Raw genomic sequence first — 17169 nt, forward strand, 5'->3', positions numbered from 1 at the left:
GTAGATAATATATGTTGTAATATATCATCTACTATAACTATTAATATTAAAAAAAAAGAAAACGCTTGCAACTACCATACAAGTATGGTAGTATGGTAGTGTAGCAATGGAGGAAAAAAATGAATTCTGAAATAAGTAAAAGCTTAACGAGTAAACAATTACATGAAATTTTAAAGAAACAAATTATGAATCTGGAACTTAAACCTGGTTTGAATATTTCTGAAAAAGGAATATCAGAGATGTTTGGTACCAGTAGGACACCTGTCAGAGAAGCATTTCTGCTTCTATCTAAAGAAGGATTACTTAATGTATATCCACAAAGAGGTACATTTGTGTCATTAATTGATTTGGAAGCTGTTGAAGAAGCAAGATTTTTGCGTGAGCATGTGGAAAGAGCAGTTGTTAAACTTTGTTGTGAAAAATTTCCACAAGAAAAACTTATATCCTTGCAAATGAATTTGCAAATGTACAAATTATATATGGAGAAAAAAGATTATAAGAAATTATTTGAATTGGATGAGGAATTTCATAAAGCTATTTTTGAAGGTTGCAATAAGGAAAGAACATGGAATACTATTTGTGAAGTTGAAAGGGATTTTCAGCGTATTCGTATACTTACTTTGGCTTTTAATTTGAGTATTGACGAAATTTATTCTCAACACAAAAGTATTATTGAGGCTATAGAAAATAATAAACCTGATGTTGCTGATGAAATTATGAAAAAACATTTAACTATGGTTAATTTCAATTTAGATAAGGTAAAGATGCAATATCCTGAGTATTTTAAGTAAACTTAAATGCTCTATATAGATATAAGCTTAAAAAATTTTATTATAATTAAGTGCAAACATTATATTTATATGTTAGCAAAAGCAAAGGAGGTGAGTCCTGGTATAACTAATTAGGACAAATAAGACATAATTAAGAGGAGGTAGAAAATTTTATGCTAAATTTAAGTAGTGAAAGTATTAAAAATCAAAGTATATGGGAAAACAAAAAAGTTGAACTTCCTAAATTTGATTATGAAAAAATGTCACAAAATACTATTGAAAATCCAACATGGGTACATTTTGGAGCTGGAAACATATTTAGAGGGTTTATAGCATCACTTCAGCAGAAACTTTTAAATTCAGGAAAAGTAAAAACCGGAATTATTGCTGCAGAAACTTATGATTATGAAATTATAGATAAAATATATAAACCATATGATAATTTAAGTTTACAGGTAATTATGAATCCAGATGGAAAATTAGACAAAACAGTTATTGCAAGTATAGGTGAGAGTATTGCAGCAGATACTGAAAGAAAAGAGAGTTGGAATAGATTAAATACTATATTTTCAAAACCTTCATTAAAGATGGTGAGCTTTACAATAACTGAAAAAGGATACAATTTGAAAAAATTATCAGGAGAATTTACTGATGAAGTAAATTCTGATATAGACAATGGTCCATCTAAGCCTTCAAATGTTATGAGCAAAGTTACTTCTCTTTTATACACTAGATTTAAAAATGGTGAATTGCCGATTGCTGTAGTTAGTATGGATAATTGTTCACATAACGGGGAAAAACTTTATAATGCGGTAAACACTATTGCTAATAAGTGGTTTGAAAAAGGGCTTGTTGAAAAAGAATTTGTTTCTTACATAAATAATACTAATAAAGTTACATTCCCTTGGAGTATGATTGATAAAATAACGCCTAGACCTTCAAAATCAGTAGAAGAAAAACTTAAGGATTTAGGACTCCAAAATATAGATCCGATTATAACAAATAAACACACATATATAGCACCGTTCGTAAATACTGAAAGACCTCAGTATCTTGTTATTGAAGATGATTTTCCTAATGGTCGTATACCTCTTGAAGATGCAGGTGTTTATTTTACAGATAGAGAAACAGTTGAAAAAGTTGAAAGAATGAAAGTGTGTACATGCCTTAATCCGCTTCATACATCTATGGCTGTATTTGGTTGTTTACTTGGATACAATCTTATTGCAGATGAAATGAAAGATGAATGTATAAGAAAGCTTGTAGAGAAAATAGGTTATAAGGAAGGTATGCCTGTAGTTACTGATCCAGGAATACTTAATCCTAAAGATTTTATAAAAGAAGTTATAGAGGTAAGACTTCCAAATGCTTATATTCCAGATACACCTCAAAGAATTGCTACAGATACATCACAGAAGGTTGGAATAAGATTTGGTGAAACAATTAAAGAATATATAAGAAGAGAAGATTTAGATGTTAAATCTTTAAAGTATATTCCAATGGTTATTGCAGCATGGTGTAGATATATGCTTGGAATAGATGACAAGGGTGAAAAGTTTGAAATAAGTTCAGATCCACTTTTAGAAACTTTAAAGCAATATTTATCTGAAGTTAATATTGGTAGCGAATATAAAAATGGTACTTTGAAACCAATACTTTCAAACAAAGATATTTTTGGCTCTGATTTGTATCAAGTTGGTATTGGAGAAAAGGTTGAAAGCTATTTTGCTGAAATGATAAAGGGAAAAGGTGCAGTTAGGGATACACTTAAAAAGAGCTTGAATTTTAAATAGTAAGGACGTGTTATTATGAAAATGACGTTTAGATGGTTTGGTGAAAATGATGATAGTGTAACACTTGATCAAATACGCCAAATACCAGGTGTTACGGGAGTTGTTGGATTTTTAGGAGATATTCCAGCTGGAGAGGTTTGGACGCTAGACAGGATACTGGACTATAAGAAAAATATAGAAGCACATGGGCTGGAACTAGAGGTTATTGAAAGTGTAAATGTGCACGAGGACATAAAACTTGGGCTACCATCTAGAGACAAGTATATAGAGAATTACAAGGAGACTATAAAAAATCTTTCAAAAGCAGGTGTAAAGGTAATATGTTATAATTTTATGCCAGTATTTGATTGGCTTAGGACAGATCTTGCAATGAAACTATCAGATGGTTCTGAAGCTATGGATTATGATGATGCAAAACTAAAAGGAATGGATCCAGTAAAACTTGTAGAGGATACAGAAAAAAATTCTAATGGATTTACGCTTCCTGGATGGGAACCTGAAAGACTTAAGGAATTAAAAAAAGTTCTTAAGTTATATAAGGATGTAGATGAAGAAAAGTTATTTGAAAACTTCAAGTATTTTCTTGAGGGAATCATACCAACATGTGAAAAGTATGATGTCAAAATGGCAGTTCATCCAGATGACCCTGCATGGGGAATATTTGGATTACCTAGAGTAGTTCATTCAAAAGAAAATTTAGATAGAATAGTGAAATCAGTGGATAGCCTATATAATGGAATTACACTTTGCAGTGGTGCATTAGGCTGTGAAAGGAAAAACAATATTCCTGAAATTATAAGATATTTTGGTGCCATGGGAAGGATACATTTTGCTCATGTTAGAAATATAAAATTTGTAGGTGAAAGACATTTTCATGAAGTATCACATCTTTCAAGTGATGGAAGCTTTGATATGTTTGAAATAATGAAGGCTTATCATGATATAGGCTTTGATGGATACATGAGACCAGATCATGGAAGAATGATATGGAATGAAAAAGCAAGACCTGGATATGGACTATATGATAGAGCTCTTGGTGTAACTTATTTAAATGGTCTTTGGGAAGCTATTAATAAAATGAGCAGTCAAAAATAAGTTAATTGAAAATAGACATTTTTATTAATTAATCATTGTCATATTATTGCGAGTAATATGGTGATGGTTAATAAAAATGCCTACAAATAAAAAATATTTACGAATAATAATATATCATATCTTATGGCAATTAACAAACTTAATAACTTTGATTGTTAGCTATTAAAAATGGAATTTTATAATTTGAAAGTAGGTTGATTACATTGAGTAAATTTATGGATGAAAATTTTTTATTATCGAATGATTTAGCAGTAAAGCTCTATCATGATTATGCTAAAAATATGCCTATTATAGATTATCATTGTCATATAGATCCAAAAGAAATTTATGAAAATAAAAAATTTAAGAATATAACAGAAGCATGGTTATACGGAGACCATTATAAGTGGAGGGCCATGAGAATCAATGGTGTAGATGAAAAATTTATTACAGGAGATGCAACCGATTACGAGAAGTTCATGGCATGGGCAAAAACGATTACAATGACTATATGTAACCCGCTTTATAGTTGGACACACTTAGAGCTTCAAAGATTTTTTGGAATATATGATATTTTAAATGAAAAAACTGCACCTCAAATTTGGAAAAAAGCAAACAAAATGCTTTCAAGTGATGAGTTTAGAGTTAGGGAATTAATTAAAAAATCAAATGTTGAGACTATATGTACAACAGATGATCCAGTAGATACTTTGGAATATCATATAAAAATCAAGAAAGATAAAGATTTTGATGTAAAGGTTTTACCAACTTTTAGACCTGATAAAGCTATGAAAATAAGATCAAATGACTTTATTCCGTGGCTTAAAAAACTTGAACAAGTATCTAAAATGAAAATTTCAGATTATGATGAATTTTTAAGTGCCCTTAAAGTGAGAATAGAATTTTTTGATTCTGTTGGATGCAAAATTTCAGATCATGGATTGGATTCCATTATGTATGAAGAAACTTCAAAAGAAGAAGTAAAGAATATATTTTATAGGGCTATAAATGGTAAAACCATAAGTCAAGAGGAAGAAAATAAATATAAAACATATACATTAAGATGTATGGGTAGAGCTTACTATAAATTAGGCTGGACAATGCAAATTCATATGGAAGCAATTAGAGATAACAATACAAGAATGCTAGAAAAACTGGGACCTAATACGGGATTTGATTCTATTAGGGATGGGAGTATAGCATATCCACTTTCAAAAATTTTAGATTCATTAGAGAAGGAAAAAGCTCTTCCTAGAACAATAATATATTCATTAAATCCAAATGATAATTATATTGTCAGCACAATGGCCGGAAACTTCCAAGGTGACGGAATTCCTGGAAAGATTCAATTTGGTGCAGCATGGTGGTTTAATGACAATAAAAATGGAATGATAGACCAAATGAAAGCTTTATCTAATACAGGACTTATATCAAGATTTGTAGGAATGCTTACAGATTCAAGGAGCTTTTTATCATATACAAGGCATGAGTATTTTAGGAGAATACTTTGCAATCTAATAAGTGAATCGGTTGAAAATGGTGAGGTACCAGAAGATATGGAATTACTAGAAAATACAATAAAAGGAATATGCTATAACAATGCAAAAAAATATTTTAGATTTTAAACGATACTAAAGAATACCATATAGAGAGAAGGAGTTTATGTGTCACGTAAAGATAAAAAAATTACTATACCTGTAGGTATTGGATATGGATTAGTGGATTTAATGGGCGGTGGAGCTTTTACGATTATTGGAGCCTTTTTACTCTTTTTTTACACTAATTTTGCAGGATTATCACCTGTACAGGCTGCTTCTATTATAGCTATAGCACGAATTGTTGATTCATTTACTAGCTTATTTATAGGTAGTTTGACAGATAATTTTTATAAAAATAAATTAGGTAAAAAATTCGGAAGAAGGCGTTTCTTTTTACTCATTGGTGCACCTTTAATGGCAGACTATGTTTTGTTGTGGGTAACAGGACAAAGTTATTGGTTTTATTTAGTGACTTATTTGTTATTTGAAATAATAGCTGCAATGGTTCTAATTCCATGGGAAACGCTGCCAACTGAGATGACAGATAATTTTGATGATAGAACTAAAATTTCTACATGCAGAATGTTTATTTCTGCTTCGGGTACGTTTTTAGCTACTTTTGTTCCTGGTCAGTTAATTGGTTATTTTGGTCAACGTAATCCATATGCATATTTTATTAATGGATTAATATTTGCTATACTATATGCAATTTGTATATTTTCAGCTTATCATGTATCATGGGAAAGAGAGCTTACACCAGAAATGAAGAAATTGGCTTCAGCTGAGCCTGAACATAAAAGTATTAAAGATTATATAAAAAATATTATTGAGGTAGCGGGTGATTATCTATCAACTTTGAAAATTAAAAGCTTTAGAAAACATTTAGCTATTTACCTACTATCATTTACTGCTAAAGATACATTTAATACTGTATTTGTATTTTTCTGTGTTTATAATTTGAAGGCTACATCATCACTTGCAGCTAATTTGCTTTCACTTAGTATTGTTGGTATACCTATGACTATAGTAGGCGGATTTTTGATGATTAAGATTGGTCCGGCTAACTTGTATAAGATATCATATTCCATAATGATTGTATGCTTATTTGCTTTTTATGGTGTTTATGTAGGAGGACTAGGAGCCAATATGGTCTTATTATTTTTGATTGCTGGTGTTTATCAAATAGGAAGAAGTTTATTGGAATTCACACCATGGAATGTGTTCCCATTTATACCGGATGTAGATGAAATAGTTACAAAGAAAAGAAGAGAAGGACTTTTTGCAGCAGTTATGACTTTTACAAGAAAAAGCAGTGTAGCCATTGCTACATTCGCTGTTGGATTAATATTACAAGCCTCAGGTTTTGTTAAAGGAAGAGCTGTACAATCTCATTTTGTAATGCAGACTATTGCATATATACTAATTATTGGCTGCGTTGGAATGCTTGTATGGTCTATAGCATTAGCATTTACTTTTAAACTTAACAAACAAACACATATTATATTATTAAATGAAATTAAACGTTTGAAAGAGAATGGTTCAAAGGATGATGTAGATCCGAAAACAAAAGAAGTTGTTGAAAATCTTACTGGCTATAAATATGAAAATGTTTGGAGATAAAGCATATTTAAAGATTAGTAATATGCAAGATTTATATTAGAATCAAAATGTTTCCTCACAATCGATTAAAGACTAATTGATTGTGAGGTATTTTTATGAGTTTAAGAAGTATAATAAACTTAGAATAATATAGATTATTGAAATTAAAATAAAAACTAGCAATAAATATATATTTAAAGGCCTGTAAAGTTTTAATTTTGGCTGTTTTATAGTATAATATTTATAGCTAAAATTTTAGGGGGTGTTATGTAGTGTTATATAAAGAAAAATATGAACTATGGTTGAATTCAAAAGCTGTAGATGATGAAACTAAGAATGAACTCAAGAGTATAAAGGATGACAAGGAAATAGAGGATAGATTTTATAAAGATTTAGAGTTTGGAACGGGGGGACTTAGAGGAGTAATTGCAGCTGGCAGTAATAGGATGAACATATATACTGTTGGTAAAGCAACACAGGGTCTTGCAGATTATCTGAATAAAACTTATAAAGGTGAAATTGGTGTTAGTATAGCTCACGATTCAAGAATAATGTCAAGAGAATTTGCAGAAAGAGCAGCTTGTGTTTTAAGTGCTAATGGAATAAAAGCTTATTTATTTGATTCACTTAGACCTACACCTATGCTTTCATTTACTGTGAGACATTTAGATTGTAAGGCTGGAATTGTAATTACTGCTTCACACAATCCAAAACAATATAATGGATACAAAGTTTACAATGAGGATGGAAATCAGCTTACGGATAAAGCAGCAGCAGAAGTCCTTGATTGTATAGAAAAAACAGATGCTTTTTCTGGTGTAAAACTTGCAAAAATGAATGAAGCAAAAGAAAGTGGATTGCTTACTATAATTGGTGAAGATGTAGATAAGGCTTACATAGAGAAAGTTAAAAACCTTACCATAAGAAAAGACATGGTAAAAGAACATGCAAAAGATTTAAAAATAATATATACACCTATTCATGGTTCTGGAAATATTCCTGTAAGAAGAGTTCTAAAAGAATTGGGATACGAAAATGTATCTGTAGTTAAGGAACAGGAAAAACCAGATGGTAATTTTCCTACTGCACCATATCCAAATCCAGAACAGCCTTCAGTATTTAATATAGCTCTTGAATTAGCTAAAAAGGTTGAGCCAGATGTTATATTTGGAACTGATCCTGATTGTGATAGAATAGGAGTTGTAGTTAAAAATAAGAACGGAGAATATAAAGTACTCACAGGAAATCAAACAGGAGTTCTTTTAACTCATTATATAATATCATCACTTAAGGATTTAAATAAACTTCCTTCTAATGGTGCTGTTATAAAGACTATAGTAACTTCTGAAATGACACGTAAGATTGCAGAAGATTATAATATAAAACTTATAGATGTACTTACAGGTTTTAAGTATATAGGTGAAAAAATCAAGGAATTTGAGAAAACTAAATCTAATACTTATTTATTTGGCTTTGAAGAAAGTTATGGATGTCTTGCTGGTACTTTTGTAAGAGATAAAGATGCTGTTATAGCTGCTACACTTGTATGTGAAATGGCTTTATATTATAAGAAAAAAGGATTAAATCTTGACGATGCTCTTAATAAGTTATATGAGAAATATGGATTTTATAAAGAAAAATTAGTTTCAATAGAACTTAAAGGCAAGGAAGGACAAGAAAAAATTCAGAATGCACTTAACTATTTGAGAAAAAATGCGCCTAAGAGTATAGATGGAGTAAGGATAGTTAAAAATTTTGATTATAAGGCAAGTATTGAAAAAGATCTTGTACATCAGACTGAAAATGAAATAAAACTTCCTAAATCAAATGTATTAAGGTATATTTTAGAGGATGGTTCATGGTTTGTTGTAAGACCATCTGGAACTGAGCCTAAAATGAAAATATACTTAGCTGTTGTAGGTAATAATTCAAATGATTCAGAAGCTAAAATGGATAAGTTTAATGAAAGTGTTATGAATGTTGTAAATGATGCTTGTAAATAAATATTAGGATAATTTTAAATTAATAAAATGGAAGGTGATAGTTACCTTCCATTTTGATGTATAAATGGTGGTGAAATAATGAGTGTAGAAGAAGAATTTAAAGAAAAGGTATCAAAACTTATTTTTTTGGAACTTAGATTTCAAAGTGTACAATCAATTTTTAAGGTTAGTATGAATGAAAATATATATGTACCAATAAGATCAAAAAGAGTTATAGATAAAGTTAAAAGTGGAGAAAAATTCAAGAATATACCTCTTTCTTTTTTCGTAGAAGGTATGTTTTATGTACTGGGTGGAGATGAAAATTTCAAATATAACTCAATATATAAAAAAATATTAAATAAAAATTTAGAAATTACAACACAATATATAAAGGAAATTATATTTAGTGAGGTTAAAGATTCTAATTATGAAGATGCATATATACTTCTTAAAGGATTAACTTTTATAGAGGAAAATGAAGAAAATTATGATAAGGCTTTGATGGTAGCTGAGAATATAAGAGAGAAAAATTCTGAATTTAAAGAAGAAGAATTGAAAATAATAGAAAGAGCTAAAGAAATTAAAAAATTTCCAAAACCTTATTTTTATGAGGCTTTAATTAAAAATCAAGATAAGGATTACGAAGGTGCCTGGTATTCTATAAATACTTATATTGAAAATGGCGGAGAACAAAGTGAAAATGTATTAGAGTTAAAGCATTCTCTTAAGGATATAAGGGAATACGAAAAAGCAAAAGAAATAATGAATGGAGAGCCTAAAGAATCACTTAAAATATTCATAAAGCTTCTTGATGAATTTGAAGATGATGCAGTGCTTTTGTATTATATAGGAGTAAATTATAGAATACTTTCAAATTATGAAAAAGCAATTTATTATCTTAATGAATCAATAGCAATAGATAATAATATAGTAGAAGTTTTTAATGAACTTGGCATAAACTATGCAGCTATTGGTGATATGGATAAGGCCATAGCATATTTAAGAAAAGCATTTGAAGTGACTAAGTCAATAGAGATATGCACTAATCTTATTATATGTTATCTTAATAAGGGAGATCTAAAGCAAGCTAAATTGCATTACGATATAGCAAAAAAAATGAATCCTAAAGATGAAATTGTTTTAAAATTAGGAAATTCTTTTGAAAAGTAGTATAATATAAATTACGTTAATAGGTAAATGGTTTTCAATAATAGTTATTGAATATATTTTAATTATAGTAACTAGTTGAGAGGAGTTTTTGCAATGAAAGTTAAAAAGGCGATTATACCAGCAGCAGGATTGGGAACAAGATTTTTGCCAGCTACTAAGGCACAACCTAAAGAAATGCTTCCAATAGTTGATAAGCCTACAATACAGTACATAGTAGAAGAAGCGGTTCAGTCAGGGATAGAGGAGATACTTGTTATAACAGGAAGAAATAAAAGAGCTATAGAAGATCATTTTGATAAATCATTTGAGCTTGAAAGTGAACTTGAAAGTCATAACAAGAATGAACTTCTTAAAGTGGTAAAAGATATATCTAAGCTAGCCAATATATATTATATACGTCAAAAGGAGCCAAGAGGCCTTGGACATGCGATTAATTGCGCCAGGACTTTTGTTGGAAATGAGCCATTTGCAGTTTTACTTGGTGATGATGTAGTAGATGCAAAGGTACCATGCTTAAAGCAGCTCATAAATTGTTATGATGAATACAAAACTTCAATACTTGGAGTTCAAAAGGTACCTCATTCAGAGGTTTCAAAATATGGTATAGTAAATGGAATGCATATAGAAGACGGAGTTTACAAGGTTAAGGATCTAGTAGAGAAACCTAAAATAGAAGAAGCACCTTCCGATCTCGCAATACTTGGAAGATATATAATAACTCCAGCAATATTTGATATATTGGATAAGACAAAACCTGGTAAGGGTGACGAAATTCAACTTACGGATGCACTTAGGACATTAATGAAAACAGAAGCAATGTATGCATATATTTTTGATGGTAGAAGATATGATGTTGGGGATAAACTTGGATTTTTACAGGCTACAGTTGAGTATGCTTTAAAGAGAGACGATTTAAAGAAACCATTTATGAATTACTTATTTACTATAAAAGATAATCCTAAATTTAAAGCATTATATGATGAATTAAGTAATAAGAAGAGTAAGTAGATACCTCTTATTTAGAATAGGAGATTTGATAATGAATATATTAGTAACTGGTGGAGCAGGTTTTATAGGTTCACATGTGGTCAGAATGCTATTAGAGCATGGACATAAAGTATGTATTGTAGATAATATGATACATGGTAATGAGAGTAAAGTGCCTCATGGTGTTGATATTTATAAGCTTGACATATTAAGCTGCGAAATAGAAAATGTGTTTAAAAAGGAAAGACCGGAAATTGTAATACATAATGCAGCTCAGATAAGTGTTGCAGGTTCTGTAAAAGATCCTTTATATGATGCTAGAACAAATATTTTAGGAAGTATCAATATACTTGAAATGTGCAGAAAATATGGCACAAGAAAGGTGATTTATCCAGCGTCAGCAGCTATTTTTGGGGAGCCAAAGTATCTGCCTATAGATGAGGATCACCCGCTTGATATGATATCTTCTTATGGCGTTTCAAAACATACAGTTGAACATTATTTGAAAGTTTATAAAGAATTATATGATATAAACTATACTGTTTTGAGATATTCTAATGTATATGGGCCAGGGCAGGACAGCAGTGGAGAAGGCGGAGTAGTTTCTATATTTGCTGATAAAATCATTAAAGGCGAGCCTCTTCATATATATGGAAATGGTGAGCAGATAAGAGACTTTGTTTATGTTAAAGATGTGGCAACGGCAAATATGTATGCTCTAGAATCATTAAATAACGGTATATATAATGTTTGTACAAATAAAAAAATCACTGTAAATGAATTAGCAGAGCTTATGTGTTCTGTAAGTAAGAAGAATGTAGAAATAATTCATGATGGTGAAAGAGCTGGGGATATTTTTGAAAGTTATATGTCTTATGATAAAATATCTAAGGCATGTGGATGGAAACCTAAATATGATTTAGAACATGGAATAAAAGAAACTATGGAGAGCTTTTAATTAGACAATTGAGATTATATATAGTATAATGAGTTTTGCAATGTTGAAAGTAATGTACGAAATATAAATATTTAGTATAGTTTAGGAGGTTAATTATATAATGAAAGGTATAATTTTAGCTGGAGGATCTGGGACAAGACTTTATCCAATAACTATGGCAACGTCGAAGCAATTACTCCCTATTTATGATAAACCTATGATATATTATCCTTTATCGGTGCTTATGCTTTCTGGAATAAGGGAAGTTTTAATAATATCAACTCCGAGGGATATAAATGCTTATAAAGGACTTTTGGGTGATGGAAGTCAGATTGGTCTTGAAATTCAATATGCTGTTCAGGATAAACCAAGAGGACTTGCAGATGCGTTTATAGTTGGTGAAAAATTCATAGGAAATGATAGAGTAGCCCTTGTGCTTGGAGATAATATATTCCATGGTTATGGATTTACTGAAAGACTTGAGAGAGCAGCAGCCAGAGAAGAGGGAGCTACAATTTTTGGATATCACGTAAGCAATCCAAGAGCTTTTGGTGTAGTTGAATTTGATGATAAAAATAATGTCATATCAATAGAAGAAAAGCCTGAAAATCCAAAATCAAATTATGCAGTTCCAGGTTTATATTTTTATGATAATAATGTAGTAGAGATAGCTAAAAACGTAAAGCCATCGGATAGAGGAGAAATAGAAATAACAGCTGTTAATAATGCATATCTTGAAAGTGGAAAATTGAAGGTAGAACTCTTTGGAAGAGGTATGGCATGGCTTGATACAGGAACATATAGAGGACTTTTAGATGCTGCTAACTTTGTGGAAGCAATAGAAAATAGGCAAGGACTTTATATTGCATGTATAGAAGAAATAGCTTATAGAAAAGGATATATTTCTAAAGAACAGGTTAAAAAGCTTGCAGAGCCACTTCATAAAACAGATTATGGTAAGTACTTATTTAATCTTGTTCAAGAATAAAATAAATTGTAATTTATAGGTAGTGAAGGAGAGAACAAATATATGAAAAATTATTTGGTAACTGGTGGAGCCGGATTTATAGGTTCAAATTTTATACATTATATGCTTAATAAATACAATGATATAAAGATAATAAATGTAGACAAATTAACTTATGCTGGTAATCTTGAAAATTTAAAAGGCTGTGAACAAAATCCAAACTATGTTTTTGTTCAGGCAGATATATGTGATAAGGAAGCAATTGAAAAGATATTTAAGAATTATGACATAGATTTTGTTGTTAATTTTGCTGCTGAATCACATGTGGATAGAAGTATTAAAATGCCTGAAGTATTTGTTCAAACTAATGTACTTGGCACTGTTAATTTACTTAATATAGCTAAAAATAACTGGGAAACTGTAGATGGTTTTAAGAAAGGTAAGAAATATCTTCAAATATCAACTGATGAAGTTTATGGGTCACTTGGCAAAGAGGGATTTTTTACTGAAACTACTCCACTAAATCCACATAGCCCATATTCAGCAAGCAAAGCTAGTGCTGATATGCTTGTAAAAGCTTATTTTGATACTTTTAAAATGCCAATTAATATTACTAGATGTTCAAACAACTATGGACCTTATCAGTTCCCTGAAAAGTTAATACCACTTTTAATAAACAATTGTTTAAATAAAAAAGAATTACCTGTATATGGTGACGGAATGAATATAAGAGACTGGCTTTTTGTAGAAGATCATTGTAAGGCAATTGACATGGTATTAAATGATGGCGAAGTTGGAAGAGTATATAATGTTGGTGGACATAATGAGAGAACAAACATATTTATAGTTAAAACTGTAATAGACTATATTCATAATAATGTGAATAAAGATGTAGATGAAAGTTTAATAAAATATGTTGCAGATAGAAAAGGTCATGATAGACGATATGGTATAGATCCAACTAGAATAAAGGATGAACTTGATTGGTATCCAGAAACAAAATTTGAAGTTGGAATTGTAAAGACTATTAAATGGTATCTTGATAATGAAGAATGGATGAAGAATGTTACTTCAGGACAATATCAAGAATACTATAAAAAGATGTACAAAAATAAGTAATTAATTTTAAATCAGTAATTATTATTTTGTTTAAAACTAATAATTACTGATTTTACTGTAATTCAAGTGATTTCGTAAGAAATACATTTAGATTGTAGGGGACCTTATGTCTTTTATAATTTATGTTTATTTTGGAATATAAAATTGTAAATTGGAGATGAATTTAAATGGGTAAGTTTAAGTTTAATAAAACTGATATTGAAGGAGTGTATATAATAGAAACAGGTGTTTTTGGAGATAACAGAGGTTATTTTATGGAAACATATAATTATAATGATTTTAAAGAGGCTGGACTTGATATGAAATTTGTTCAAGATAATCAATCTAGCTCAACTAAAGGAGTTTTAAGAGGACTTCATTTTCAAAAGAAACATACACAAGGAAAACTTGTAAGGGTTGTACGCGGAGAAGTTTTTGATGTTGCTGTTGATCTTAGACATGGCTCAAAAACTTATGGAAAATGGGTAGGAGTAACATTAAGTGAAGAAAATAAAAAGCAATTTTACATACCAGAAGGTTTTGCACATGGTTTTGTAGTTTTATCTGATACTGCTGAATTTTGTTATAAATGTACTGATTTTTATGATAAAGCTTCTGAGGGTGGAATACTTTGGAACGATCCTGAGATAGGTGTAAAATGGCCTATAGAAGGAATTGAAAAGCTTACTTTTTCAGACAAGGATCAAAAGTGGCCTAAATTAAGTGAGTGCAAAATTGAATTCTAAAAAATAAAATGATAAGAATTCTATGTAGTTATATGATTTCTAACGAAACTAATAGTTTGTAATGTTTTGAAGTAGGTACACGTTAAGAGTGATACAGAAGTTCTATATTTGATATTGATTATAATAGTGACAAGTTATAGAGTGAAATTTAGTTAGAACTTTATAACTTGTCACTTATCACTTGAAATAATATATTTAATTTGATATATTAGATTAGTGATTGTTGTTTTTATAGAATCATATAAAAGAGGTGAAATGCTTGAAAAAGAATAATATGACATCGAATTTTTATAGAATTTTATCTGTTGTTGTTCAAATGTTTATTGTAGCAGGTTCTATATATTTAGCTTACATGATTAAATTTAAATTTAATCCCCCTAAATTTAATTTAGGACCTTTTGAGAGAGCATTGCCATTTACTATAGTTATTTATTTGGTGTTTATGTATATATTTGGACTTATTGATATACTTAAAAAAGATTTATGGGAAATAGTTTATTCTATATTTCTCACTGTAATAATGCTTTTTGTATTTACCATGGCAATTACATTTTTCCTTAGGGGATTTTCTTATCCTAGGTTAGTTATATTAATAAGTACTATACTTCAATTCATATTTTTGTCAATTTGGAACTGTATATGGTGGAAAGTCGAACGAAAAATTTATGGTGTGAAAAAAGTAATTATAATAGGGCAGAGCGGTGAAAGTGTTGCCAAGAAGATATTACTTAAGCATGATGATTTATATGATATTATTTGTATAATTAAAAATTATACAAATGACAAAGAGGAGCTTTTAGATAAAGCTAATATAGTTCTTATTTGTGATGACTTAGATGAAAATAAAAAAAGTGATATTATTAAAAATTGTATGTACATGAATAAAAATATATTTATAGTTCCATCTGTTACGGATATAGCTTTTTATAAAGCTGCCTTTGAGCAGATAGATGATATACCTATATTAAAAGTTAATAATCTTGAGCTAACTACTGAACAAAAGACCATAAAGAGATTACTAGATATAGTTGTTTCTATTATAGCAATAGTAATATTTTCTCCATGCTTTCTTATATTGCCAGTAATTATAAAATTTACGGATGGTGGAAGTGTATTTTATTTTCAAGAGAGAGTTACGAATGGTGGAAAAAGATTTAAACTAATCAAATTTAGATCTATGATAGTTAATGCTGAAAAACATTCTGGACCTGTTTTGGTTACGGAAAACGACACAAGGATAACCAAAATAGGCGCTATAATGAGGTCTACAAGATTAGATGAAATACCTCAGCTGTTTAATATATTAAAAGGTGATATGAGTATAGTAGGTCCAAGGCCAGAAAGACCTTTTTATGTAGAAAAGTTTGAAAAGGAAATACCAGATTATAAGTATAGAACTTTTGTAAAAGCAGGTCTTACAGGATTAGCTCAAGTTCTTGGAAAATACAATACTACTCCAGAAGATAAAATAAAATATGATATTATGTACATAAAAAATTATTCTATACTACTTGATTTGAAACTAATAGTGCAGACAGTGAAAATAATGTTTATGAAGGAAAGTACTGAGGCTGTTAAAGATGATATCAAGCTTGAACAAATATTAAAAGATAAGAAAATAAAAATTAAAATATATTAGTAAAAGAGCAGGTGAAATTTTTGATTAATTCTATTAAAGAACTATTGGAACATAAGGAACTTCTACAAAACTTAACTATTAAAGAATTGAAATTGAAATACAGAAATTCTGCTTTGGGATTTTTTTGGTCATTTCTTAATCCTATAATGCTTTTAATTGTATATTCATTTGCATTTAAATATATAATGAGAATGAAGACACCTAATTTTACAGTTAATCTACTTGCAGCATTACTTCCATGGCAGTTCTTTCAAGGGGCAGTTCAAGGTAGTACTACTTCAATAATATCGAATTCAAATTTAATTAAGAAAATATATTTTCCAAGACAGATAATGCCGTTATCAATAATATTTTCTAATTTTATTAGCTTTTTGATAACTCTTGTTATTTTATTCGGAGCGATAGCATTTTCTAATGTAAAATTTAGTTTTACTGTAGTTTTACTTCCTATAATATTATTATTATTGCTTGGTTTTTCGATTGGTTTATCGTTATTGCTATCAGCACTTAATGTGCTTTATAGGGATGTTTCACATTTGGTAGAAGTATTATTTATGTTATGGTTTTATTTGACGCCAATTGTATATGTAATGGAAACTGTCCCTGTAAGATACAGACCATTACTTCTCTTGAATCCAATTACGATTATGGTAGACAGTATAAGAATGGTACTAATTCAGGGAAAAGTTCCAAGCATCTTTTATTTTGTGGCAATGTTATTATGGGATATAGTTGTCTTATATATAGGTGATAAGGTGTTTAGAAAAATAGAAAATAGTTTTGCAGAGGAAGTTTGATTAATTAAATTAAGATGAAATTTAATTTGTGTAAGACCAATGTATAAATTATAAGTAATCTGGTTTAAA

14 protein-coding genes are annotated in these 17169 nt (G+C 29.5%); all 14 read left to right on the forward strand.

Annotation, left to right across the window (positions count from 1 at the left end; translation table 11 throughout):
• Positions 1–119: 119 nt before the first annotated feature.
• The 14 genes from BEE63_RS17270 to BEE63_RS17335 all read left to right on the forward strand — a co-directional run bounded on the left by BEE63_RS17270 (position 120) and on the right by BEE63_RS17335 (position 17100).
• Positions 120–791: a GntR family transcriptional regulator gene (locus tag BEE63_RS17270; RefSeq protein ID WP_066022561.1), complete on the forward strand. Its 672-nt coding sequence runs from the start codon at positions 120–122 to the stop codon at positions 789–791.
• A 152-nt stretch (positions 792–943) separates the two neighbouring features.
• Positions 944–2563 (forward strand): mannitol dehydrogenase family protein, encoded by a 1620-nt coding sequence (locus BEE63_RS17275; RefSeq protein WP_066022562.1) that lies wholly within the window; start codon positions 944–946, stop codon positions 2561–2563.
• 15 nt (positions 2564–2578) lie between these two features.
• Positions 2579–3658, forward strand: coding sequence for a mannonate dehydratase (gene uxuA, locus BEE63_RS17280; RefSeq protein WP_066022563.1), 1080 nt, complete (start codon positions 2579–2581; stop codon positions 3656–3658).
• A 203-nt stretch (positions 3659–3861) separates the two neighbouring features.
• Complete coding sequence (uxaC, locus tag BEE63_RS17285; protein ID WP_066022564.1) at positions 3862–5262, forward strand: glucuronate isomerase; 1401 nt, start codon at positions 3862–3864, stop codon at positions 5260–5262.
• 39 nt (positions 5263–5301) lie between these two features.
• Positions 5302–6795 (forward strand): MFS transporter, encoded by a 1494-nt coding sequence (locus BEE63_RS17290; protein ID WP_066022565.1) that lies wholly within the window; start codon positions 5302–5304, stop codon positions 6793–6795.
• Between the two features lie 251 nt (positions 6796–7046).
• Complete coding sequence (locus BEE63_RS17295) at positions 7047–8777, forward strand: phospho-sugar mutase (RefSeq protein ID WP_066022566.1); 1731 nt, start codon at positions 7047–7049, stop codon at positions 8775–8777.
• A gap of 78 nt (positions 8778–8855) precedes the next feature.
• On the forward strand, positions 8856–9929 hold the full coding sequence (locus BEE63_RS17300) for a tetratricopeptide repeat protein (protein WP_066022567.1): 1074 nt from the start codon (positions 8856–8858) through the stop codon (positions 9927–9929).
• Positions 9930–10022: 93 nt separating this feature from the next.
• A complete protein-coding gene (gene galU, locus BEE63_RS17305) occupies positions 10023–10937 on the forward strand; it encodes a UTP--glucose-1-phosphate uridylyltransferase GalU (protein ID WP_066022568.1) in 915 nt (304 codons plus the stop codon).
• 31 nt (positions 10938–10968) lie between these two features.
• On the forward strand, positions 10969–11874 hold the full coding sequence (locus tag BEE63_RS17310) for an NAD-dependent epimerase/dehydratase family protein (RefSeq protein ID WP_066022569.1): 906 nt from the start codon (positions 10969–10971) through the stop codon (positions 11872–11874).
• Positions 11875–11974: 100 nt separating this feature from the next.
• The gene (rfbA, locus tag BEE63_RS17315; RefSeq protein WP_066022570.1) at positions 11975–12841 is read left to right on the forward strand and encodes a glucose-1-phosphate thymidylyltransferase RfbA; all 867 of its coding nucleotides are present in this window, start codon (positions 11975–11977) and stop codon (positions 12839–12841) included.
• A gap of 42 nt (positions 12842–12883) precedes the next feature.
• On the forward strand, positions 12884–13939 hold the full coding sequence (gene rfbB / locus BEE63_RS17320) for a dTDP-glucose 4,6-dehydratase (protein WP_066022571.1): 1056 nt from the start codon (positions 12884–12886) through the stop codon (positions 13937–13939).
• Positions 13940–14106: 167 nt separating this feature from the next.
• Positions 14107–14664: a dTDP-4-dehydrorhamnose 3,5-epimerase gene (gene rfbC, locus BEE63_RS17325; RefSeq protein ID WP_066022572.1), complete on the forward strand. Its 558-nt coding sequence runs from the start codon at positions 14107–14109 to the stop codon at positions 14662–14664.
• 250 nt (positions 14665–14914) lie between these two features.
• Complete coding sequence (locus tag BEE63_RS17330; RefSeq protein ID WP_242874840.1) at positions 14915–16303, forward strand: sugar transferase; 1389 nt, start codon at positions 14915–14917, stop codon at positions 16301–16303.
• 11 nt (positions 16304–16314) lie between these two features.
• Positions 16315–17100, forward strand: a complete 786-nt coding sequence (locus tag BEE63_RS17335) for an ABC transporter permease (RefSeq protein ID WP_242874842.1) — start codon at positions 16315–16317, stop codon at positions 17098–17100.
• The last annotated feature ends 69 nt before the right edge of the window (positions 17101–17169 follow it).

Origin of the sequence: Clostridium pasteurianum, assembly GCF_001705235.1 — a bacterium.
GTDB lineage: Bacteria > Bacillota > Clostridia > Clostridiales > Clostridiaceae > Clostridium_S > Clostridium_S pasteurianum_A.

Excerpts from the sequence above, each read along its gene's own strand:
- BEE63_RS17270 (WP_066022561.1), top strand. The coding sequence starts at position 120 with ATGAATTCTGAAATAAGTAAAAGCTTAACGAGTAAACAATTACATGAA.
- BEE63_RS17275 (WP_066022562.1), top strand. The coding sequence starts at position 944 with ATGCTAAATTTAAGTAGTGAAAGTATTAAAAATCAAAGTATATGGGAA.
- uxuA (WP_066022563.1), top strand. The coding sequence starts at position 2,579 with ATGAAAATGACGTTTAGATGGTTTGGTGAAAATGATGATAGTGTAACA.
- BEE63_RS17300 (WP_066022567.1), top strand. The coding sequence starts at position 8,856 with ATGAGTGTAGAAGAAGAATTTAAAGAAAAGGTATCAAAACTTATTTTT.
- galU (WP_066022568.1), top strand. The coding sequence starts at position 10,023 with ATGAAAGTTAAAAAGGCGATTATACCAGCAGCAGGATTGGGAACAAGA.
- BEE63_RS17310 (WP_066022569.1), top strand. The coding sequence starts at position 10,969 with ATGAATATATTAGTAACTGGTGGAGCAGGTTTTATAGGTTCACATGTG.
- rfbA (WP_066022570.1), top strand. The coding sequence starts at position 11,975 with ATGAAAGGTATAATTTTAGCTGGAGGATCTGGGACAAGACTTTATCCA.
- rfbB (WP_066022571.1), top strand. The coding sequence starts at position 12,884 with ATGAAAAATTATTTGGTAACTGGTGGAGCCGGATTTATAGGTTCAAAT.
- rfbC (WP_066022572.1), top strand. The coding sequence starts at position 14,107 with ATGGGTAAGTTTAAGTTTAATAAAACTGATATTGAAGGAGTGTATATA.